Below are 23,190 nucleotides of genomic sequence, written 5' to 3' on the forward strand. Positions count from 1 at the left end.
ATAGAAAAAATGGGCGATAAAATTTACTCTAAGAAAATTGCTAAAAAAGCCAATGTTCCAACTCTTGATCCAGTTTATATTGCCGAACTTTCAGATGATGAAATTATTAAACAAGTAAAAAAGATGACTTACCCAGTTTTAATAAAAGCCTCGGCAGGAGGTGGCGGTCGAGGGATGAAAAGGATTGATCAGGAGAAAGATCTTTTAGGGGCCATTACTGTTTTAAAACAAGAAGCAAAAGCAGCTTTTGGGGATGAGACACTTTTTATTGAAAAATTTATAACTAACCCAAGGCATATTGAAGTCCAAATTCTTGCAGATAAGCATGGAAATGTTATTCATGTAGGAGAGAGGGATTGTACTATTCAAAGGCGTTTTCAAAAAATTTTAGAGGAAGCACCTTCTCCTGTTTTGTCAGATAAAAAAAGAGAAGAAATTTGTAGCGCTGCTGTTCGTCTAGCAAAATCTGTTAACTATGATTCTGTGGGTACAGTTGAGTTTTTATATGATTTGGATAGTGAGCAATTTTATTTTATGGAAATGAATACTCGTATTCAGGTTGAGCACCCAATTACAGAAGAAGTAGTAGATTACGATTTAATTCGTGAACAAATTTTAGTTGCGGCTGGTGTGCCAATTTCTGGTAAAAACTACAAGCCACAATTACACTCTATTGAATGTAGAATCAATGCAGAAGATCCTTATAACGGATTTAGACCTGCTCCTGGTAAGATTACCTCATATCACGCTCCAGGAGGTCATGGTGTTCGTATTGACACACATGTTTATGCTGGTTATATTATACCGCCAAACTACGATTCAATGATTGCTAAGTTAATTGTAACGGCTCAAACAAGAGAAGAAGCAATCAACAAAATGAAACGTGCATTAGACGAGTATGTTATTGAAGGAGTAAAAACTACAATTCCTTTCCACAGACAATTAATGGATCATCCAGATTATGTAGCAGGTAATTATACTACAAAATTCATGGAAGATTTTGAAATGGAAGCATAACATGTTTCAACATATAATAAAAAAATCAGTGAGCTTACTCACTGATTTTTTTATTTCATAAATTCGCATAATGAATTTTTTATACAACTTACTTCTTTCAATCGTATCTATTTTACTTCCTATTGTAGCCTTATTCAACAAAAAAATAAAGCTGTTTTATAAAGGTAGAAAAGAAACTTTTTCAAAACTTGACAGTATTACTGCAACTGATAAAGTTATATGGTTTCATGCTGCTTCTTTAGGAGAGTTTGAACAAGGGAGACCCATTATTGAAGAGCTGAAACAACTTTATACAGACTATAAAATAGTAGTTACTTTTTTTTCTCCTTCAGGATATGAAATAAGAAAAAATTATCCGTTAGCTGATGTGATTTGTTATTTACCGTTAGACACTAAAACGAACGTTAAAAAGTTCATCAAACAAATACATCCTGAAGTAGCCATTATGATAAAATATGAATTTTGGCCTAATCTATTATCAGAATTAAAAAAACAGCAAATTCCAACCATCTTAATTTCGGGAATTTTTAGAAAAAAACAATCATTTTTTAAGTGGTATGGAGGTTTTATGCGTGAGAAACTAACGGTTTTCAATCACTTCTTTGTACAAAATGAAACTTCAAAAAACTTATTGAATTCTATCAAGTTTCATAATGTATCTATAGCCGGTGATACTCGATTTGACCGTGTACATGATATTCTACAACAAGATAACACCCTAGATTTTATTTCAGAATTTAAAAATAATCAATATACTACCGTTGCGGGTAGCACTTGGAAGGAAGATGAAGAACTTTTAGTTGATTACATCAACAATCATGCTTCTAATGATGAAAAGTTCATTATCGCTCCCCATAACATTCATCAAAAACAGATTAAAGAACTACAAAACTCCATTCATAAAAAAACAGTTTTGTTTTCTGAAAAAGACCAAAAGGATTTATCGGAATATCAAGTGTTTATTATTGATACTATTGGGTTACTCACAAAAATTTATTCCTATGCTGATATAGCTTATGTAGGTGGTGGATTGAAAACCGGATTGCATAATATTTTAGAACCTGCTACTTATGGCATTCCTGTTGTTTTTGGAGGTAATAAATACAAAAAATTTCAAGAAGCTGTTGATTTACTTTCTTTAGGAGGAGCTAAAACAGTTGTAAATACTAACAATTTTTCTAGTAATTTTGCTTTATTAGAATCAGGCAAAAAACTAAGAGAGCAAATGGGAAGTATTAACCACAATTACATTTCTAAAAATGTGGGTGCTACAAAAACCATTATCACTTATTTAAAAAACATATTATAATGGATTTTATATTACAACCTTGGCCTTGGTATGTATCTGGGCCACTTATAGCTATAATACTTTTCTTGTTTTTTTACTTTGGAAAAAACTTTGGAGTATCTACCAACCTAGAAACTTTATGTACAATGGCTGGTGCTGGAAAAGTATCAGACTATTTTAAAACAGATTGGAAAGAACGCGATTGGGCTTTGATTTTCTTAGTTGGATTATTAATTGGTGGGTATATCGCTATCAATTATTTGTCTGTATCTAAAGGTATTAACCTAAACCCTACAACTGTAAATGAATTAGCTGATTTAGGTTTTGCTGATGCAGGAAAAACGTATGTACCTAATGAGATTTTTAGCATTGATAATATGTTAAGCCTAAAAGGTTTTGCTATTTTATTAATTGCAGGAATTTTAATTGGTTTCGGAACAAGATATGCTGGCGGATGTACTTCTGGTCATGCTATTACAGGATTGAGTAGTTTACAATTACCTTCGTTAATTGCTGTAATTGGCTTTTTTATTGGTGGTTTATTAATGATTTGGGTTGTGTTCCCTTTAATTTTTGGTTAAAATGAAGAATATAAAATTTTTACTTATCGGAATTATTTTTGGAATTATCCTATCTAAATCTGAAGCTGTTTCGTGGTATCGTATTTACGAAATGTTCAAGTTTCAATCATTTCATATGTACGGAATTATCGGTTCCGCTGTAAGCATTTCAATGATTTTTATGTACTTCTTTAAAAGTGGAAAAATTAAAGATTACTTAGGAAATCAAATCAATATAAAAGAAAAACAAAAAGGTTTTATAAGAACTTTAGTTGGAGGAACCCTCTTTGGATTAGGCTGGGCATTAGCTGGCGCTTGTCCTGCTCCAATATTTGTATTGATTGGACACGGTATCCTTCCGATGATTATTGTCCTTTTAGGAGCCGTCTTAGGAGCTTTTATTTATGGATTGTTGAGTAAGAAGTTACCTAACTAATCTTTAATCGACAAAGGTTCAAATACATTAGAACTGGTATTATCCACCACTTTCCAGTTATAGATTTTAGAAAGCTGGTAAATCTTTGATAATTCTTCAAATAAACGTGTTTTAGCGTCTTTTTGCAGTCGAGACACGGTAATTGTCGATTGAATCTTTTCAATAGCTTTAGCGTTGAGATTATTCAGTTCTTCTTTAGAGAAAGTATTGAACTGACTTTGTTGTAAGTCGAAATACTTTATATCTGGAGAAATAACTACTTCTTCTGTGGGAATCTTGTTGATAATGATTTGCTTTCCGACACTGTCAATTTGAATTTCTAATTTAGATAAATCATAACCAACCTCAACCTTCGCATTTACAGAAAGCATTGCTCTTTTTTCAAAAGAAAGATATCCATAGAAGTATTTTTTAGCATCAGAATAATTATACATTTCAGAGAAGTTACCTTCAGCAACTACTAATTTACTAAGGTTTTGGATACCGTTCACAACTACCTGAATTTCTTCTTGCTTATATTTTTCTTCTTTTTTATTGTACCAAAACTTTGCAACTAAAAACCCGAATACAAAAACAGCAGTGTATTTTAAAAAACGCATGTAGTTCTTTTTTCTATAAATATAGAAAAAGTATCCAACCTACTTTACGAAGTTTGTTTTGCTTTTTTTTCTTCTTTAGGGAATGCTTGTTTGTTAAATAAGATAAGTAAAGCTACCCCAATGGTTATCCATGAATCGGCTCCGTTAAAAATAGCATTAAAAAAAGTGAAATTCTCTCCTTCATAAATTGGAAAATACAACATATCTACCACCTTACCATGAAACCATTCTCCATAAGGATTGTCAGAAAAAAGTGTCGCCGTATTATGATATGAAGAATCGAAAATTACCCCATAAAAGATAGAATCAATAATATTACCTACAGCACCTGCTAAGATTAATCCAATAGCAATAACTACTGCTGTATGCGCTTGTTTTTTGATGGTTTGCCATAACCAATACACAATACCAGAAACTGCAACAATTCTAAATAATGTTAAAAACAACTTCCCTGCTTTTCCACCAAACTCAAATCCCCAAGCCATTCCATTGTTTTCTGTAAAATGAATTTTGAACCAATCATTAAATACCACAACTTCTTCGCCTAGTTGAAAATGTGTTTTAATATATATTTTACTTAATTGGTCAATTAATATTGCCAAAACTACGGTAAGTATTGCGATGTATTTTTTAGACATTTTTTCAAATTAATGGAAACAAAAATAAGAAAAGTATTCTTATGTTTTTGATACTTCTATTTTATAAGAAAAGACCAATAAACATTGGAGCTCATTGGTCTTTTTATATTGATTAGATAATGTGTTTATCCTTTTAACCACGCTTTTCTCAACTCATTTTGTTGTTGAGTAGCATTTGGGTTTTCTTTTAAACTAGTTCCTGTAGTATACGATTGAGTTAGTGTTGTTTTAATTATCACTTCTTTTCCATCTCTCTCTAACTTTACCTCAACTTCTTTTCCTGGTTGCCACATGTACATATTCGTAAAAACCTGATTGGCTGTTTCTTTAGTTACAGCAACCCCATCAACTTCTTTAATAGCATCATTAGGTTGTGCTCCATTTTCTGCCCAAAAACTATTGGCTTTTACCGCATCAGTAAATCGGACAGTTTCTGTAGCTTTATCTGCCTTAACAATCATAGCGCCATTATTTTGGATGTAATTTGTTTTTACTTTTGATTCTTCTAACATTAATCCTGCTTTTGCAAAAAACTTGTTATAATCAATTGGTGTACCACCTACTACATGTGTATTTAAAAACTCTCCTATAGATGGATACGTCATCGCAGTAATCTCTTCAATCAATTTATCATCTTCAAAAGGTTTATTTTTCCCATACTTTAATGACAACTCTTTCATTAATGATAACACTCCTCTGCTTCCATTGCTCTCTTCACGCATTAAAATATCAATGCACATACCAATTAAAGCTCCTTTTTGATACACATTGTAATACTGAGAAGCATAAGGCTCGTCTAATACATTTTCACTCATTGTAGTAAAACTCATTGTATCATTCATAGAAGATGCCGTTTTAATTTTACCCATAACTTTACTGTAAAACTCGTCTTCTGAAACTAACCCTTGGTTTACTTGGAATAAAGTTGCGAAGTATTCTGTAATTCCTTCATACATCCATAAATGCTTAGAAAACGTTGGTTGGTTGTAATCAAAATAATGTACATCTTCTGAATGAACACTCAATGGAGTTACAATATGGAAAAACTCATGAGAAACCACATCAATCATACTCTTTGCTAAAGCTTGATCAGGCATTGCTTCTGGTAACACTACAACTGTTGATGTGTGGTGCTCTAAAGCTCCAAATCCTTTCGGCGCTTTTTCTGTTCCATCAGATAAGTATAAATAAATGTCATAACGAGCAGTACTATTGATGCTTCCTAAGTACGCTTTTTGCGCTTGCATCATCTTTTCCATAACAGCTTTTATTTTCTCTGCTGAATGCTTTTTATTTGGTGAGTATACACTTAATACAATTTTAATGTCTCCCACTTTAAATTCTTGAACATCTAAATCACCATAAAACATTGGGTTATCTGTAATATCAAAATAACGTGGTGCAAAATAGGTAGATGTTAATGTTGAGCTATCTTCACTTGTTTTTGTATCTACTACTTGTAACGCTGATGTTCTTTTAAATTTAGAAGGAGATACAACGTCTAATTTATACTGATTGTTTTTTAAAGAATCAAAATATCCAACAAATCCATGTAAATTTAATACATAGTTAGTTGATTCAATATTTGTTCCTGCTGGTGAAAATGGAGTTTCTCCTCCAATTCCTCCTTTAATTTCCATATCAAAAGTATCATTTACCAAATACGTTACTTTATCTAACTTCTTTGCATCATTGATTTCCCAAGTATTGGTATCTATTTTTTTCACTTCAAGTTTGTTTCCTTCGTAATCATAGGCTGTAAAATCATCTACATATTTACCGAAGTCACTCACAGAATAAGTTCCTTGCACTACTCTTGGTAATCTATAAATTGCTTTTTCAGTAGTAAAACGTCCCGGATTAATTGTTACGGGTACTTTATCATTAGTAACTTTTGTTAAATCTAAAGTGGTTACTATTGGATTATCAGTAGCCAAATCATTTGTAGTAGTCTTTTGTACAGAACTACAACTTGATAGTAGTAACGCTGCTATAGCTGTGGTGGTTAGTATACTTTTGTTCATTTTTAATATTTATTTATTATGAATTAGACAGCAAACAATATTGTTTGTTACATGAAATTTTATAAAATTTTGTTAATCTCCATAAGTTTACTACTCAACTTGTATGTTAATATTAGCATGTATAGAACTTATGGTAAGTAGTTTTGGGGAAGACGGTTCTGTTTTTATAAATGGAGAAACTTTTTTTTCGCTATTTATCATAATACTTCCTTTATTAGTAGAAAGATTTAATCCTATATTAGCTATTCTTGCGAATACATTTCCTTGAAAAAGATGAACAACAGTATTGTCTAATATTGTATTTAATTGAATATTTCCTCTTTCAATATATATGTTTAACTCACCTTGATAACTTTTTGAAGTTACTCCTATAGTTTTTCCATGAAGCGTTACTTTTTTGTTTTTAGGAATTTTAATATGTACACTAGCTCTTTGTAATCGTTTTGTAATATACTTTCTAAAAACACCTTCTTGGATTGGAGAAAAGTTAAGCTCGAATTCAATTTTCAAAACATTTTCTTCTTCTTTAAAAAGAATATTATGTGTGTTAGGGTTCTCATCATATAATACAACCTCTAACTCGTCATTTTCGGAATTCTCAATAACAATATCATCCAGACCGTATGTAACAATTTCTAGCTCCTCTTTTAACAGGCTTCTTTTTTGCATGATTTTTTCTTGGCAAAAAAGAAGTGAGTTACTAATAAATATAGCTATTAAAAAAATACACTTTCTCATATAAAAAAAGCCTCTAAAAGAGGCTCTTAATAGTTTATTATACAGATTATTGTTTACGTTTTGCTTCAATACTTAAAGTAGCATGAGGCACTAACTTTAAACGTTCTTTTTGTATTAACTTACCTGTAACTCTACAAATTCCGTAGGTTTTATTCTCAATACGAATTAGCGCATTTTTTAAATCACGAATAAATTTTTCTTGACGTATTGCTAATTGCATATTTGCTTCTTTGGCCATAGTATCTGACCCTTCCTCAAACGATTTAAAAGTAGGAGAAGTATCATCGGTTCCATTATCTGCTCCGTTTTTATAAGTTGATTGTAACAACTTTAAATCTTCTTCTGCTTTTTCTATCTTCTTGGTAATAATTTGCTTAAACTCCTGCAAATCACTATCTGAATATCTTATTTTTACATCTTCCATAATGCTATACTTTTTCAATTAACATTCTACTTTTAATGGTATCAAACTCAATTTCTGTACCATTCTTCAAAACATCAACAAAAGTTAGCTCTGTTGTTAATGTTTCTGCTTTGATGTAGTTTTCATTAGCCAATACCGATTCCCTTAAGTTATCAGCTTGCAAAATGGTTAATTTAATTTTATCGGTTACTTCTAAACCTGTATCTTTTCGTGCGTTTTGAATTCTATTAACTAATTCTCTTGCCACACCTTCTTTACGTAAATCTTCGTTTATTGTAACATCTAAAGCTACGGTTAACCCTTCCGCATTTGCTACCAACCAACCTTCGATATCTTTTGATGAAATCTCTACATCATCGGTTCCTAAAGTAATCATTTTATTATTAATTTCCACAGAAATTTCTCCTTCTTTTTCTATTTTGAAGATATCTTCCTGTGTGAAACCTTGTATTTTATTAGCTATTAGCTTCATATCTTTTCCAAATTTCGGTCCTAAAGCTTTAAAATTTGGCTTGATTTGTTTCACTAATATCCCTGAAGCATCATCTAATAACTCAATCTCTTTTACGTTTACTTCTGACTTAATTAAGTCGGCTACTGCTAAAATTTCTTCCTTTTGAGTTGCATCTAATACCGGAATCATAATTTTTTGTAATGGCTGACGTACTTTAATTTTTTCTTTAGCTCTTAGAGATAAAACTAATGACGAAATCGTTTGTGCATTTTCCATTTTACGCTCTAATGACTTATCTACTAAATCAGCATTATACTTAGGGAATTCTGCGATATGTACACTTTCAAAATTCTCTACCCCTGTAGCATTTGTTAAATCTTTATATAAACGATCCATAAAGAAAGGAGCAACTGGAGATCCTAATTTAGCTACAGTTAACATACATGTATACAACGTTTGGTATGCAGAAATTTTATCTTGTGCATACTCTCCTTTCCAGAAACGTCTTCTACATAAACGTACATACCAGTTACTTAGGTGATCTTGTACGAAATCAGAAATTGCTCTAGTTGCCTTAGTTGGTTCGTATTCTGCATAAAATGCATCTACTTTCTCTATTAACGTATTTAACTCAGATAATATCCATCGATCAATCTCTGGTCGTTCATTAATAGCTATTTCAGCTTCACTGTAAGTAAAATTGTCAATATTTGCATATAAAGAGAAGAATGAATAGGTATTGTATAAAGTTCCAAAGAATTTACGTTTTACCTCTTCTATTCCTGCAATATCAAACTTTAAGTTATCCCAAGGATTAGCGTTTGAAATCATGTACCAACGCGTAGCATCTGGACCGAATTCAGACAGTGTAGTAAATGGATCAACAGCATTTCCTAAACGCTTCGACATCTTTTGTCCATTTTTATCTAACACCAATCCGTTAGATACTACATTTTTGTAAGCTACAGAATCAAATACCATTGTTCCTATCGCATGTAAGGTATAGAACCATCCACGAGTTTGATCTACTCCTTCAGCAATAAAGTTCGCTGGGTAACTTTCTTTATTATCTATTAACTCTTTATTTTCAAATGGATAATGCCATTGTGCATATGGCATAGAACCAGAATCGAACCAAACATCAATTAAATCGCTTTCGCGCTTCATTGGTTTCCCTGATGAAGAAACTAGGGTAATTTTATCAACTACATTTTTGTGTAAATCGATGTTGTCGTAGTTCTCTTCTGACATGTTTCCTACTTCAAAATCAGCAAAAATATCTTCAGCCATCACCCCTGCATCCACAGCTTTTGCGATTTCTGATTTTAATTCTTCTACTGAACCAATACAAATTTGCTCTGTTCCGTCTTCAGTACGCCAAATAGGCAACGGAATTCCCCAGAAACGAGAACGAGACAAGTTCCAATCATTGGCGTTTTTTAACCAGTTTCCAAAACGTCCTTCTCCTGTCGATTTTGGTTTCCAGTTAATAGTTTCGTTTAAATCGAACATTCTATCCTTTATATCAGTTACCTTGATAAACCAAGAATCTAACGGGTAATATAAAATTGGTTTATCGGTACGCCAACAGTTCGGATAACTGTGTACATATTTTTCAACCTTAAAGGCTTTATTTTCTTCTTTTAATTGAATTGCTAGCTCAACATCCACCGATTTTTCCGGTGCTTCACCATCAGCATAATACTCATTCTTCACATATTTACCAGCATACGCTCCCATTTCTGGACGGAACTTCCCTTGTAAATCTACTAGTGGAACTGGATTCTCATTTTCATCTAAAACTAACATTGGAGGTACTTCTGGAGTTGCCTGTTTTGCTACTAATGCATCATCAGCACCAAACGTAGGTGCAGTATGTACAATACCTGTACCATCTTCAGTCGTAACAAAATCTCCCGAAATTACTCTAAAAGCATTTTCTGGGTTTTGGAATGGTAATGCAAACGGTAATAATTGCTCGTATTTAATTCCTACTAAATCAGCTCCTTTAAACTCTTTTACTACATAATAAGGAATTTTCTTATCTCCTGCTCCGTATGCAGATAACTCATCTGCATTTTCTACTTCATAGAATTTTCCAACAAATTGTTTACCTACCAAATTTTTCGCTAATACTACTTGAATTGGCTCAAATGTATATTGATTGAAGGATTGCACTAATGCATAATCAATCTTTGGTCCCACAGTTAATGCCGTGTTTGATGGAAGTGTCCATGGAGTAGTTGTCCATGCTAAAAAGTGTACATCTCCTTCAACTTGTAAAAACTCAGGTAACGTTTCTTTAATTGTTTTAAACTGAGCTACCACTGTAGTATCAGTAACATCTTGATAGGTTCCTGGTTGATTTAACTCGTGGGAACTTAATCCTGTTCCTGCTTTTGGCGAATACGGTTGAATGGTATATCCTTTATACAGCAAATCTTTATCATAAATTTGTTTTAGTAACCACCAAACCGATTCCATATACTTTGGTTTATAAGTAATATATGGATCTTCCATATCTACCCAATACCCCATTTTTTGAGTTAGGTCATTCCAAATATCAGTGTAACGCATTACAGCTTTTTTACATGCTTCGTTGTATTCTTCAACTGTAATTTTTGTTCCAATATCTTCTTTGGTGATTCCTAATTCTTTTTCAACCCCCAATTCTACAGGTAACCCGTGAGTATCCCAACCTGCTTTACGCTTAACTTGGTATCCTTTTTGGGTTTTATAACGACAAAATATATCTTTAATGGCACGTGCCATTACGTGGTGAATTCCTGGTAAACCATTTGCTGAAGGTGGTCCTTCAAAAAACACAAATGGTTCATTTCCTTCACGTGTAGTAATACTTTTTTCAAAGATGTTGTTTTCTTCCCAATAGTTTAATATTTCTTCAGCTACTTTTGGCAAATCCAATCCTTTGTATTCAGTAAACTTCTTACTCATTTTGTCGGTTTATTAATTGAATGTGCGAAATTACGTATTTTCTTGTAATTGTTGAGTTTGAGATATAAAAAAACACCTTAAAAAAGGCGTTTTTATTGTGAATTCTATTTTTAAGGAAACAAACTAACTAATCCCTCTTTCTTTTTTTATCTGTTCGTATGCAGCTTGAATTTTCTGGAACTTTTCATTTGCTCCTTTTTTATGCTCTTCTCCTAAGTTTTGCAACTTATCTGGATGATACTTTTTTGCCATTCTACGATAGGCTTTTTTAAGTTCATCATTACTTACTTCTTTTGTAATTTCAAGCATTTTGTATGCACTGTCAGATTCATCATAAAACATTGCTTTTATCGATGAGTAATCATGTTCATTGATGTACAGATAACTTGCTATTTTTCGTATTTCTTGTTCTTCAATACTAGTTACTTCCCCATCTGCTTTTGCTATTCCAAATAAAAAGTGAATTAATTGCAATCGCATAGAATGCGACATGTATTGACGGATTTGCAAGCAAACCTGACGTGTAGAAATTTGTTTCTTTATAATACCATTAAACAATTTAAATGCATGATTTGCTCGCTCTTTACCATACATTTTCACAAAATACATCCGAACATAATCCAATTCTCGCTGATCTATTCTTCCATCAGCTTTTATTACTACCGATGCTAATATCAACAAGCTAATTTCAAAATCTCCCGAAGTAGCTCTTCCCCTAGTTCCTTGACGCTGTTTTTGTTGATACTCCTGTTGTTCTTGCGTAAAATCTTCTACAGAAATCCCATCAATAAAACTACCAACAACGAATCCAACTATTGCTCCAATAGGGCCTCCTAATGTAAAGCCAGCACCAGCTCCAAGCCACTTTGCAAATTTTCCCATTTTAAAAAAATTAAAAGAGCAAAGATAAAATATTACCCCACTATAACCATAGCTATTTCAAGTTGATTGTTGCCATGAAAAGCAGTATCTTTGCATCAAAATTTAATTCAAAAATATGTATCCAGAAGAATTAGTAAAACCAATGCGTGATCAATTAATCAATGCTGGTTTTGAAGCTTTATATACCGCTGAAGATGTTGACAATGCTTTAGCAAAAGAAGGAACAACTTTAGTAATGGTAAACTCTGTTTGTGGGTGTGCCGCTGGTACTGCAAGACCTGGAGCTATTGCTTCTTTAGGTGCCGATAAAGTTCCTACACATTTAACAACTGTTTTTGCAGGAGTAGAAAAAGAATCTACTGCGAAGGCAAGAGAATATATGATTCCTTTCCCTCCATCATCACCTGCAATTGCTTTGTTTAAAGATGGTAATTTAGTACACATGTTAGAGCGTCATCACATCGAAGGACGTTCTGCAGAGGCAATCGCACAAAATTTAGCTGCAGCTTACGACGAGTTTTGTTAATCTTTTTAGACACAAGGCTTTTAGAATAAAAACCTAAAAATCCAGCAAATTGCTGGATTTTTTATTTATTGAGATTTTTCCTCGTTTGGGATGACATTTTTCTACACTTTCTTAATCACATTGGTAACAATCCCCCAAATAATAAAATTATTTTCTTCAGTTATTTTTATAATGGGATAATCTGGATTTTCAGGTTGTAACCAAACCTCGCTACCTTCAACTCTTAGACGTTTTACAGTAAACTCTCCATCTAAAAAACAAACAGCAATTTTATTATTCGTTGGTGAAATACTTCTATCAATCACCAATAAATCATTATCATCTAAACCTGCTCCAATCATCGATTGCCCACTTACACGTGCAAAAAAAGTTGCCTCTTTATTTCTAATAAGTTCTTCGTCTAATGAAATACGTGTTTCTCTAAAATCATCTGCAGGAGAAGGAAATCCAGCAGAAATACCAATATCCATAAAAATGGCTCCTTCACTTTCGTTTAATTCTTTTGGCAAGAAAAATGTCAATGCATCTGATGTATTCATAATCTATTTCACCTTGATAATATCGTTAATATTGGTTGTATACCTAGGAGATAATCGTTCTTGACGCATCTTCCACGTACGTTGTAAATCTTGATTGGCTAATTTAATCTTATCAGCTTTATAAGTCTGATTCATTTTATCAATTGCACTCATTAAAGAAGCATGTTTTGGGTTTTCATGAGAAAACATATCCAACTGATAATTGTCTGACGGCACCAAACCTGTTACAATAACACCTGCTCTTTTATATTGTACTCCTTTTTTAAAAATAGTACTAACCGCCTCTACTGCACTTTTACTTATCGTTAATGTTGAGTTTGTCGGATACGGAAATACCACTGTTTTACTCACTCGATGTTGCTCAGTATCTTTTTTATGATAATCACTACGCAACAATACAATTACCATATGACAACTAGAATTTTGTTTTCGTAATTTTTCAGCACAACTTGCTGCAAACGTAGAAATTCTTTCTTTAATATTGTCTAAATCTGAAAATGTATATTCAAAACTTCGAGTTGTTGCAATTGCTTTTTTAGTTGTAGTCTCCTCTAAAGACAACTTCGATTCTCCTTCTAAATCTTTTTTTAACTTCCAACCTGTGATAGATAAGTTTTTCAGTACCCAATCGTCATTCAACTTTGTAAAATCATACGCTTTTACACATCCTTTAGCTTGTAGTCTTTTTTGTATACCTCTTCCAATTCCCCATACCTTTTCTATAGGTGTCCATTGCAATGCCTTGACTCTTTTTTCTTCGGAATTGATTACATATACTCCTCCTGTTTCTTTTGGAAACTTACGTGCTATTTTATTTGCTACTTTACTTAATGCTTTAGTTGGAGCAATTCCTACACAAGTAGGAATACCTGTCCATTGTAAAATTGTGCTTCTAATTTTTGTTCCGTAAGAATCAAAATCACATGCTTCAAAGCCTTTAAATTGTAAAAAAGCTTCATCAATAGAATATACCTCAACATCAGGGGAAAATTGTTCTAAAATTTTCATCACCCGAGCACTCATATCTCCATACAATGGATAATTTGAAGACAACACAGAAATTTGATTGTTTTTACAAAACTGATCCCACTTAAAAATAGGAGCTCCAAATGGCAATTCTAATATTTTTGCTTCATCGCTCATTGAAATAACACACCCATCATTATTACTTAAAATAGCCACGGGCTTCCCTTGCAAATTCGGGTTAAAAACCCGTTCGCAAGAAGCATAAAAGTTATTACAATCTACCAACGCATACATAATTGTAAAGGTAAAGAATATTAAAAAAACGTACTCTAACTAACTTTCCCTATTTTTGTTATATGGTAAAGAAATTAAAAATTGACGGAATAGATAAAATCATTATCAAACGATTGGTTAATGATGCTCGTACCCCTATTTTAAGTATTGCACGTGAAGTGGGAATATCTGGAGCTGCTATACATCAACGATTACGAAAATTAGACGAGTCTGATTTAATCGAGGGTTACAAAATGGTACTAAATCCCAAAGCCTTAGGATATACCACTACCGCTTTTGTTGGGGTGTTTTTAGATTCTGCCAGTTTATATTCTTCTGCCATTAAACGTTTAAAAGAAATTCCTGAAATTGTAGAAAGTCATTATACCACGGGTAACTATGCCATTTTTATTAAAATCTTATGTAAGAACAATGAAGATTTGATGCACCTGTTAAATAAGGATATTCAAACTATAAAAGGAGTTTCAAGAACTGAAACTTTTATATCTTTAGACCAACAAATAGATCGACAAATAAAAATTTAAAAACCCCGAATGAACGATTTTATCTTCTACTTTAAAATAGGCTTGTTTCATGTATTAGACTTCAAAGCCTATGACCACATTTTATTCTTAATTGTACTAGCAGTTGTGTATCAATTTAAACAGTGGACAAAAGTATTATGGCTAATAACCCTATTTACCATTGGACATTCCTTAACACTGGCGCTTTCAGCATACGGAATCTTAAAAGTACGTGCAGATTTAATCGAATTTTTAATTCCTCTTACTATTTTCGTTACAGGATTAATGAATGTATTAACCGCTAAAAAAGCGTCGGTAGGAAAAGAAAACCAGAATTTGTTTTTTGCTTTATTTTTTGGGTTAATTCACGGATTCGGTTTTTCAAACTACTTTAAAAGCATAATAGGAAAAACCTCTGATAAGTTATTTCCTTTATTAGAGTTTGCTTTAGGTGTAGAAGCTGCACAAATTATAATCGTTTTAGGTATTTTATTAATTGGAACCTTAGTACAATCAATCTTTGGGGTAAATCGTCGTGATTGGATATTGATTACTTCTTCTATTGTAATTGGCTTTGCTTTACTGATGATGTTTAACCGTGTTTTTTGGTAAAAAATTAACGCCCAACTAATTCAAATCTAATTACCTTTAGCTTAACAAAGAAAACCTCTCTAAAAATTTTGAAGAAAAAACAATTAAAATATGACATTGCTTATTTAAAAATGGCAGCAGAATGGGGACAACTTTCACACTGTATCCGTAAAAAAGTAGGTGCTTTAATTGTTAAAGACAGAATGATTATTTCTGATGGCTATAATGGAACTCCTTCTGGGTTTGAGAATTTTTGTGAAGACGAAGAAGGATATACAAAATGGTATGTGTTGCATGCCGAAGCGAACGCCATCTTAAAAGTAGCTTCTTCAACACAATCGTGCAAAGGTGCTACATTATATATTACGCTTTCTCCTTGCCAACAATGTAGCAAACTGATACATCAAGCAGGAATAAAACGGGTAGTATATACTAGTGCATACAAAGATCGTTCTGGATTAGATTTTTTAGAAAAAGCAGGTGTTGAATTGACATATTTACCAAATGAATAAAAATAATTTACCTATATATTTATCTATTGCTGTAGTTTTTGGTATTCTTATCGGAACTTTTTTTAGCAATGGAAACTCTAGCAATTTTATTGGAAAAAGCTCTTCTAGTGAGCGTAAAATAAAACGCTTAATCGACTATATTCAAAGTGATTATGTTGACAATGTAAATACTGATGAATTGTTAGATGGAGCTATTACTGAAATGTTAGGAAAGTTAGACCCTCATTCGGTATATATTCCAAAAGAAAACCTACAGTTAGTTACTGAAAATATGCAAGGTAATTTTGTGGGTATCGGAGTTCAGTTTCGTATGATTGGCGATACAATTACAGTTATAGAACCTATTAAAGGAGGCCCGAGTATTGAAGCCGGAATTAAAGCTGGAGATAGAATTTTGCTTGCCAATAAAGATACTCTTTATGGGAAAAATCTTGAGACTTCTCAAATAATGCAAACCTTAAAAGGAAAACCTGATACCAAAGTTGATTTACAAGTTTATAGAAAAACCAACGATAGTATATTTAACATAACGATTAATCGTGGAAAAGTAAATATTAAGAGTGTAGATGTTGCTTACATGCTAAACGATAGCATAGGATATATAAAACTAGATCGTTTTGCTCGTAATACCTATATCGAATTTAAGTCTTCTTTAAAAAAATTACTTAGTAAAGGAATGACAGACTTAGTGCTAGACCTTCGTGGAAATGGTGGTGGTTTTATTGATATCGCGAACGATATTGTAGATGAGTTTTTGGAAGATGATAAACTTATTGTATTTACCAAAAATAATAAAGGAGATATTGTAAAGTCTTTTGCAACTGAAAAAGGTGATTTTGAACATGGGGGTTTGTATGTATTAATTGATGAAAACTCAGCTTCAGCCTCAGAAATTGTGGCAGGTGCCTTACAGGACAATGATAAAGGAATTATTATTGGTCGTCGTTCATTTGGAAAAGGATTGGTGCAACAAGAAATGGATTTAGGAGATGGTTCTGCTGTTCGTTTAACTACTGCACGTTATTATACCCCTACAGGACGCTCTATTCAAAAGCCGTATAAAGGAGAAACGCCTTCTGAAGAATACAATCATGATTATGAACACCGAATAGAAAATGGTGAGCTTTTCAATAAAGACAGTATTAAAACTGTAGATAGTTTAAAATACACTACACCTAAAGGTAAAGTAGTATATGGCGGAGGCGGTATTATTCCTGATTATTTTGTAGCGGTAGATACTTCTGCTTATGTTCCTACTATATTTTTTAGACCTTTAAACAATTTCGCTTTTACATACGTGGATAACAATCGTAAAAAATTAGCCTCAATAACGGTAGAAGATTTTATTGATAATTTTGATAAAAACAATGTAGTTTCTGATGAGTTCTTAACCGAGTTAAAAGATTTTAGACTTTCTGAAAGAACAAAAAATCAACTTCGCAATAACTTAAAAGTATTGATAGCTCGCGAACTTTTTAACGACGAAGGTTTATATAAAGTAGATCAACAAGATGACAAAATGCTTCAAAAAGTGTTTGAGTTAGAGAAAAACAGCATGATTAAAGAATAAGTTAAATCATAAAATAATTCTAACTCTTAATCTTTCTGTTTAGTTATAGAAAAACAGAATAATACTTGATAGCGTCTTTTTATCTCCTACAAAATTGTAGTTTTATTGCCTTGTACAAATTAGTCGTAGAATACTAAGTTTCTTCTACTTCAAATAAAGTAAGCGCAATGAAAAAATCAGCTAATACAAGAGCTACCATCTTACAACAAGCATTTGAACTCATTTATCAAAAAGGGTATCAATCTACTAGTATTGATGAAATTATAGCTACTACCAAAGTTACAAAAGGTGCTTTCTATTACCATTTCAAAAACAAAAATGAAATGGGTTTTGCTCTTATTAAAGAAGTAATACAACCCAAAACTATTGATATCTCAATTAGTTTTCTTTCTTCATCGGTTAATCCTTCCAATGCTTTATATAAAATGATAGAAAACTTACTCTTAAACAACTCTACATTAACTATTGAGTATGGTTGTCCTCTAGGTAATCTTGTTCAAGAAATGTCACCTATAAATAACGATTTCAAAAAAATACTTGAAGAAGTAAAAAACCTTTGGCTCAAAGCCATTACTACATTTATTAAAAACGGTCAAGACAATAACACTATAGCAAACCATTTTAATGCAGAAGAAGTAACTGAATTCATAATATCAAGCTATTGGGGAGTAAGAAACTTAGGAAAATTAGACACTACGAATAAGACTTATACAAACTACTTAAAACAGTTAAAGTTTTACCTAAAGGGTATAGAAAATAATTAGCCAATAAAAAACATACTAATTAGTATGTTTTTGTTTTACATTTGTATTATCCCAAAAAATAGACAATGCAAATACTTAAAAACGATCACAGTCCGTCAGTTTTAAACAAAACTGAAGTTTTTAACTTTAAAAGGCTCTTAATCTCTTCTAAAATAAGAGAAAACTACTCTAAATTATTATATAAAGCTGGAATCAAATCTTTGATTCAATTTGATATTGATACTATTAAAATTCCTGATTCTAAACTATCAAAATTAGCTGTAGAAGAAGCTAGTGATTTATGCAATACCATTCTATTAAATCATTGCTATAGAACGTTCTTTTGGTCGGCTGGTATTGCTGTTTCAGAAGAATTACAATACGATAATGAAACCCTTTTTGTTTCATCAATTCTACACGACATAGGTTTAAGCGATAAACACAATCATATATGTAGTCAGCAGTGTTTTGCTAATTATGGAGGAACTCATGCATATAAATTTGTGGCGAAGCATACTTTAAATCCACATACCCCTTCAATCATAAAAACTGCTATTGACATGCATTTATATCCTTCAGTTAGTAAAAAGAAACACGGGAATGAAGCTTATTTACTATCAAAGGCTGCGGCAATGGATGTTATTGGCTCACATGTATTCCAAGTACCTTCATTGTATATAAGACAAGTACATAAAACTTATAACAGGAATGGATTTAAGGATGATATTATAAACACAATGGAAAACCTCAATCATAAAGAAAATACAAGAGCAGATATTTTGTACAAAATGGGATTCCCTACAATGGCTTCTAAAAATGTATTAGACTCAGAATTTTTAAATTCTTAACTAAGTTTTGCTTCCCTCTTACTCTGATATACTTCACTAATCGTTGGGTTATGAGGGCAGCTTTTTATAATTTTTAATTCGTCTCCTATATTAACAAAACCTGTTTGTAATATTTTAAAATACACTCCAGGAAAATCTTTTTGCCAAAATTGTTTTACAATTTTCATATCATTAAAACGAACTCCCAATTTCATACAAGGTTGACGTGGTTTAGTTACTTCTATTATTACTTCACCCACCTCAAATGTATCTCCAACATGCAATAATGATTCATCTAGATTATCAATAGTTAAGTTCTCACCAAACATTCCAAAACTCCAGTTTAAATCAGGATACAGTTCTTTCCAATAACTATAATGCTCTTTTGAATATGCATATACAGCCTGATCAATGCCTCCATGATATTTTCTATCACAAATAGCATCATCCTTTACTTTTTCAACATCTAAAAAAATAGGATTTTCAACAGGAAATTTAAATATCCCAGTAGTAATGGTTTTTCCCTTCCAGTCAACTTCTTTTCTTTCTCCTATATTGGTAGCTACAATTTTCATTTGATTTTTTTATTCTATTAAGAAATCCTGTAATACATCTGCAATTTTTCGATTATCAGACAACTGTGGTATTTTGTTTTGTCCTCCAAACTTCCCTATTGACTTCATATACTCATGAAACCCTCCTTTTTTTACTTTTCTTATAATCAAAGGACGCAATACCTTACCAACAATCAAATCAAAATAATAGACATTTTGCTCTTGCATAGAAGCATCTATTTTTGAGGCAAGTTCTTCTAAATTATCAGGCTCATTTTCAAACTCAATAAACCATTCATGGTATGGCAATCCACTTTCTGGATTCACTTGTGGAGCAACGGTAAATTCACTCACATTAATATCAGTTCCTTTAATGGCATCATTCAACGCTTTTTCTACTTCTTTACCAATTACATGCTCTCCAAAGGCTGAAATAAAGTGTTTAATACGTCCTGTTACCTTGATTCTATAAGGTTTTAATGATGTAAACTCAACAGTATCGCCAATGTTATACCCCCACAAACCTGCTGAAGTATTTAAAATAATTACATAGTTTACTCCTAACTGAACATCTTTCAACGAGATTCTTGTTGGATTTTCATCGAAAAACTCATCTGCTGGAATAAACTCATAAAAGATTCCTGAATTTAGCTGTAACAACATTCCTTTTTCAGTCTGTGAATCTTGATACGCAATAAATCCTTCAGATGCAGGATACAACTCTACATAGTCTATTTTTTTTCCTATTAAGGTTTCAAACTTGTTCTTATAGGGTTCAAAATTCACTCCTCCGTACACAAAAAAGTTAAAATTTGGGAAAATTTCAGCAATCGTCTTTCCTGTTTTCTCTTTTAGCTTCTCAAAATACATTTGTACCCATGATGGGATTCCACTAATCACCGTCATATCTTCAGATAAAGTTTCTTCTACAATTTTATCAACCTTAACATCCCAATCTTCAATACAATTCGTTTCCCAACTTGGCAAACGGTTTTTCAACAAGTAATTTGGAACATAATGCGCTGCAATACCGCTAAGTCTTCCCAAATTTACTCCATTTTTATGTTCTAAAACAGGGCTTCCTTGTAAAAAAATCATTTTTCCATTTACAAAACTGGCATCGTTTGTTTCGGTAATATAAAATAACAAAGCATTACGTGCTGCTTTGATATGAGTGGGCATAGACTCCTTACTTATTGGAATATATTTTGCCCCAGAAGTTGTTCCTGAGGTTTTCGCAAAGTATAAAGGTTTTCCTTTCCACAATACATTTTCTTCACCAGCAACAACTCTATCTACATATGGACGTAACCCTTCATAATCGCTAATAGGAACCCTTTTTTTAAAGTCTTCATAGTTATTGATAGAAATAAAATCATGGTCTTTTCCAAAAGCGGTTTTACATCCTTCTGTAACCAAATATTGGAAAACTTTTTCTTGCGTTTTATGCGGTTCGTTTGCCCATTTATATACTTGATTTCTTACAATTTTTGCAAAAGGAATTGCTAGTGTTGATTTTATACTCATGTTTTATATTAGATGTTTAGAACCTTAGTTGCTTTATTTAAAAACTAACCTTTCTATATTTCTATTATCTTACTTATTGGAAATCTATATAATTTAACGGATTTACAGGAAATCCATTATTCCATAACTCAAAATGTAAATGCGGACCAGTGCTTAATTCTCCTGTAGAGCCTACATTCGCTATAGCCTCCCCTGACTTTACAATATCTCCCTGTTGTTTCAACAAGGTTCCGTTATGTTTATACACCGAAATAAACTCGTTAGAGTGCTGAATCGTAATTACGTAACCTGTCTCTGCCGTCCATTCAGCTAATATTACCGTTCCATCTGCTACTGCTTTTACCGGTGTACCAGTTTGTGCTACGATATCAATTGCATAGTGTTTATCGTTCATATCAAACGGTTGCGAAATACTTCCTGTTAATGGTGAAAAGAATACATTTTTAATTCTATTTTCTCCACCTTTATATAATGGAAAAAGATCTTTACTTTCAATCTTTTCTCTAAATAATGAATCTTGCCTTGTTGCTTGTAATTTACTTTCATCTAACACAATCGTCTGCATATCGGTAGTTAAAGAATCAATTTCTTCAGGTTTAATTTCTCCTGTTAAAACAGGTTTTAGTGCATTTGCATAACGCTCTATAATTGCCAACCTTGTTTTTAAAGAATCTGATTCGTAGGTTAACCTAGTAGCTTTCTTTTTTAATGCTGTTGAAGAATAGCCTGGTATGTATTCTCGTATTCCTGTAAAAGCAATTAATAATGTTGTTAATACAATAAGAATTATAGAAAACACCCCTCCTAAAACAAAGACATTTAATCTTGACAGTTTTAAAGAAAATCGTTCTTGAAAAGTATCTTCATTTAAAATTACCAAGCGGTATTTATCAGTTAGCTTCTGTTTAAGCTTTCGTGCTTTTTGAATTTTCGCCACGTTTTATACTTGTTTGGATTTCAAATATACAACGAAAAAATTTCAATTCTTTTCTTAAAAAAAGTTTAAAATATAGCTGATATTTTAACAAACCTATATAACCTTAAAATAAAAATTATATAAGCTCTTTTACGATTATTTTTTACATAAAAAAAGACCTGTTAATTAACTGGTCTTTAAAGCTTTCTTCTCTTTCCCTCTATCTCCTATCTTTTAACGTAATCTCTCTTACATTACCCTCAGTATCAGTTACTGTTGCAACATTATCACAAGATCCATCTCCAAAATCAATAGTATGTTTGTGCTCTCCTCTTGTTATTTCAACAACTCCACTCACAATATATCTACACACATATTCTCTTCTTAAACTCGTAGTTATAGTAACTTTTGCTTCTTTTCCTAATTTATTAACAGACTCCCAAAAACCAGAAATTAAAAATACATCGTCACCTCTTTCAACCGTACCTGCTCCTTCAATCATTTCTTTAATTTTTTCTCCTTTTTTAATAATTACTTCTCCAGTTGCTAAAGTAATTGTAAGATCTATTGAATAGGTTCTTTCAGGATTTCCACTAGCATTTTCTCTTACTCTAGAAACTGAAATGGTACCAACTACAGAGTTTTCATCAATCGAAAAGTTTTCGAATGTCACTGTTTTAGAATACGCTCCTTCTACTTTTACATATTCTATAATAATTTTTCCTACGAAAACGTGTCCTCTTTTTCCAGTACATCCATCACCAAAATCTATTGTAACAGTTTTACCTTCTGCAGTTTCTTCAACAGTTCTAAGTATGCATTCAGGATGGTTGCTTATTGAAGCTTCTCCTTTAGCAGCAATTTCTCCTATAGCAGCATCATCTTCAATAACACTCTCTAAGTTTGATGAAATATCATCTTCTAAAACTACATTCAAAGATTCTTCCGTTGTCAAATCAGCATTTAACAAGTCACTCGTTTCATTCGAATCACATGAAGTCAAGGTTAAAAAACCTAAGATGGAAAGGAAGTACACATTTCTTTTTACAAATTTTAAAGTCATAATTTCTATTTTTTAAGAGTTAATCAATTACTTTGACCTTAAGA

The 23,190-nt window shown here is 32.1% G+C and carries 24 protein-coding genes; 11 read left to right on the forward strand and 13 right to left on the reverse strand.

The genetic code is table 11. The annotated features are described in order from the left end of the window. From ACQY6M_RS07540 to ACQY6M_RS07555, 4 genes are all read left to right on the forward strand, one after another. Positions 1-1,017: acetyl-CoA carboxylase biotin carboxylase subunit (locus ACQY6M_RS07540; RefSeq protein WP_428744940.1), on the forward strand; the 1,017-nt coding region annotated here is incomplete at its 5' end. 70 nt (positions 1,018-1,087) lie between these two features. After that, positions 1,088-2,326 carry a 3-deoxy-D-manno-octulosonic acid transferase gene (locus ACQY6M_RS07545; RefSeq protein ID WP_428740996.1) on the forward strand — a complete coding sequence of 413 codons (1,239 nt, stop codon included), beginning with the start codon at positions 1,088-1,090 and terminating at the stop codon, positions 2,324-2,326. Beyond that, entirely contained in the window at positions 2,326-2,886 is a 561-nt protein-coding gene (locus ACQY6M_RS07550) for a YeeE/YedE family protein (RefSeq protein ID WP_428740995.1), read from the forward strand. Before ACQY6M_RS07545 ends, ACQY6M_RS07550 begins: the two co-directional genes overlap by 1 nt. 1 nt (position 2,887) lies before the next feature. Then, a complete protein-coding gene (locus tag ACQY6M_RS07555; RefSeq protein WP_428740994.1) occupies positions 2,888-3,301 on the forward strand; it encodes a DUF6691 family protein in 414 nt (137 codons plus the stop codon). On the opposite strand, the gene ACQY6M_RS07560 is transcribed toward ACQY6M_RS07555, so the two are convergent. From ACQY6M_RS07560 to ACQY6M_RS07590, 7 genes are all read right to left on the reverse strand, one after another. Then, positions 3,298-3,900, reverse strand: a complete 603-nt coding sequence (locus ACQY6M_RS07560; RefSeq protein WP_428740993.1) for a DUF4230 domain-containing protein — start codon at positions 3,898-3,900, stop codon at positions 3,298-3,300. The genes ACQY6M_RS07555 and ACQY6M_RS07560 overlap by 4 nt on opposite strands. Before the next feature lie 44 nt (positions 3,901-3,944). After that, positions 3,945-4,538: a lipoprotein signal peptidase gene (locus ACQY6M_RS07565; protein ID WP_428740992.1), complete on the reverse strand. Its 594-nt coding sequence runs from the start codon at positions 4,536-4,538 to the stop codon at positions 3,945-3,947. A gap of 125 nt (positions 4,539-4,663) precedes the next feature. Further along, entirely contained in the window at positions 4,664-6,562 is a 1,899-nt protein-coding gene (locus ACQY6M_RS07570; protein WP_428740991.1) for a peptidase M61, read from the reverse strand. Between the two features lie 90 nt (positions 6,563-6,652). Next, positions 6,653-7,231, reverse strand: a complete 579-nt coding sequence (locus tag ACQY6M_RS07575; RefSeq protein ID WP_428740990.1) for a hypothetical protein — start codon at positions 7,229-7,231, stop codon at positions 6,653-6,655. 115 nt (positions 7,232-7,346) lie between these two features. Beyond that, entirely contained in the window at positions 7,347-7,724 is a 378-nt protein-coding gene (locus tag ACQY6M_RS07580) for a TraR/DksA family transcriptional regulator (protein WP_428740989.1), read from the reverse strand. A gap of 4 nt (positions 7,725-7,728) precedes the next feature. Beyond that, on the reverse strand, positions 7,729-11,133 hold the full coding sequence (gene ileS / locus ACQY6M_RS07585; protein ID WP_428740988.1) for an isoleucine--tRNA ligase: 3,405 nt from the start codon (positions 11,131-11,133) through the stop codon (positions 7,729-7,731). 123 nt (positions 11,134-11,256) lie between these two features. Then, complete coding sequence (locus ACQY6M_RS07590; RefSeq protein WP_428740987.1) at positions 11,257-12,015, reverse strand: TerB family tellurite resistance protein; 759 nt, start codon at positions 12,013-12,015, stop codon at positions 11,257-11,259. A 115-nt stretch (positions 12,016-12,130) separates the two neighbouring features. Between ACQY6M_RS07590 and ACQY6M_RS07595 the strand changes: the two genes are divergently transcribed. Then, positions 12,131-12,541, forward strand: a complete 411-nt coding sequence (locus tag ACQY6M_RS07595; protein ID WP_133538062.1) for a BrxA/BrxB family bacilliredoxin — start codon at positions 12,131-12,133, stop codon at positions 12,539-12,541. Positions 12,542-12,642: 101 nt separating this feature from the next. On the opposite strand, the gene ACQY6M_RS07600 is transcribed toward ACQY6M_RS07595, so the two are convergent. Then, a complete protein-coding gene (locus ACQY6M_RS07600) occupies positions 12,643-13,080 on the reverse strand; it encodes a LexA family protein (RefSeq protein ID WP_428740986.1) in 438 nt (145 codons plus the stop codon). Between the two features lie 3 nt (positions 13,081-13,083). After that, positions 13,084-14,340: a Y-family DNA polymerase gene (locus ACQY6M_RS07605; RefSeq protein ID WP_428740985.1), complete on the reverse strand. Its 1,257-nt coding sequence runs from the start codon at positions 14,338-14,340 to the stop codon at positions 13,084-13,086. A gap of 62 nt (positions 14,341-14,402) precedes the next feature. Here ACQY6M_RS07605 and ACQY6M_RS07610 point away from each other — a divergent pair, with 62 nt between their 5' ends. The 6 genes from ACQY6M_RS07610 to ACQY6M_RS07635 all read left to right on the forward strand — a co-directional run bounded on the left by ACQY6M_RS07610 (position 14,403) and on the right by ACQY6M_RS07635 (position 19,107). Next, positions 14,403-14,864, forward strand: a complete 462-nt coding sequence (locus tag ACQY6M_RS07610) for an Lrp/AsnC ligand binding domain-containing protein (protein ID WP_428740984.1) — start codon at positions 14,403-14,405, stop codon at positions 14,862-14,864. Positions 14,865-14,873: 9 nt separating this feature from the next. Continuing rightward, positions 14,874-15,455 (forward strand): HupE/UreJ family protein, encoded by a 582-nt coding sequence (locus ACQY6M_RS07615; RefSeq protein WP_428740983.1) that lies wholly within the window; start codon positions 14,874-14,876, stop codon positions 15,453-15,455. A 65-nt stretch (positions 15,456-15,520) separates the two neighbouring features. Then, positions 15,521-15,946: a deoxycytidylate deaminase gene (locus ACQY6M_RS07620; RefSeq protein ID WP_428741032.1), complete on the forward strand. Its 426-nt coding sequence runs from the start codon at positions 15,521-15,523 to the stop codon at positions 15,944-15,946. After that, complete coding sequence (locus ACQY6M_RS07625) at positions 15,939-17,516, forward strand: S41 family peptidase (protein WP_428740982.1); 1,578 nt, start codon at positions 15,939-15,941, stop codon at positions 17,514-17,516. Before ACQY6M_RS07620 ends, ACQY6M_RS07625 begins: the two co-directional genes overlap by 8 nt. Positions 17,517-17,683: 167 nt before the next feature. After that, complete coding sequence (locus ACQY6M_RS07630) at positions 17,684-18,280, forward strand: TetR/AcrR family transcriptional regulator (RefSeq protein ID WP_428740981.1); 597 nt, start codon at positions 17,684-17,686, stop codon at positions 18,278-18,280. Between the two features lie 65 nt (positions 18,281-18,345). Then, positions 18,346-19,107 carry a nitrile hydratase gene (locus ACQY6M_RS07635; protein WP_428740980.1) on the forward strand — a complete coding sequence of 254 codons (762 nt, stop codon included), beginning with the start codon at positions 18,346-18,348 and terminating at the stop codon, positions 19,105-19,107. Here ACQY6M_RS07635 and ACQY6M_RS07640 read toward each other — a convergent pair. The 4 genes from ACQY6M_RS07640 to ACQY6M_RS07655 form a co-directional block, all read right to left on the reverse strand. Continuing rightward, positions 19,104-19,661 carry an MOSC domain-containing protein gene (locus ACQY6M_RS07640; protein ID WP_428740979.1) on the reverse strand — a complete coding sequence of 186 codons (558 nt, stop codon included), beginning with the start codon at positions 19,659-19,661 and terminating at the stop codon, positions 19,104-19,106. The genes ACQY6M_RS07635 and ACQY6M_RS07640 overlap by 4 nt on opposite strands. 9 nt (positions 19,662-19,670) lie before the next feature. Further along, positions 19,671-21,167 (reverse strand): GH3 auxin-responsive promoter family protein, encoded by a 1,497-nt coding sequence (locus tag ACQY6M_RS07645; RefSeq protein WP_428740978.1) that lies wholly within the window; start codon positions 21,165-21,167, stop codon positions 19,671-19,673. Between the two features lie 73 nt (positions 21,168-21,240). Further along, a complete protein-coding gene (locus ACQY6M_RS07650; RefSeq protein WP_428740977.1) occupies positions 21,241-22,104 on the reverse strand; it encodes a M23 family metallopeptidase in 864 nt (287 codons plus the stop codon). A 199-nt stretch (positions 22,105-22,303) separates the two neighbouring features. After that, positions 22,304-23,146 (reverse strand): hypothetical protein, encoded by an 843-nt coding sequence (locus ACQY6M_RS07655; protein ID WP_428740976.1) that lies wholly within the window; start codon positions 23,144-23,146, stop codon positions 22,304-22,306. Between the last annotated feature and the right edge of the window lie 44 nt (positions 23,147-23,190).

The organism is Tenacibaculum sp. (genome assembly GCF_050290165.1).
Taxonomy (GTDB): Bacteria; Bacteroidota; Bacteroidia; order Flavobacteriales; family Flavobacteriaceae; genus Polaribacter.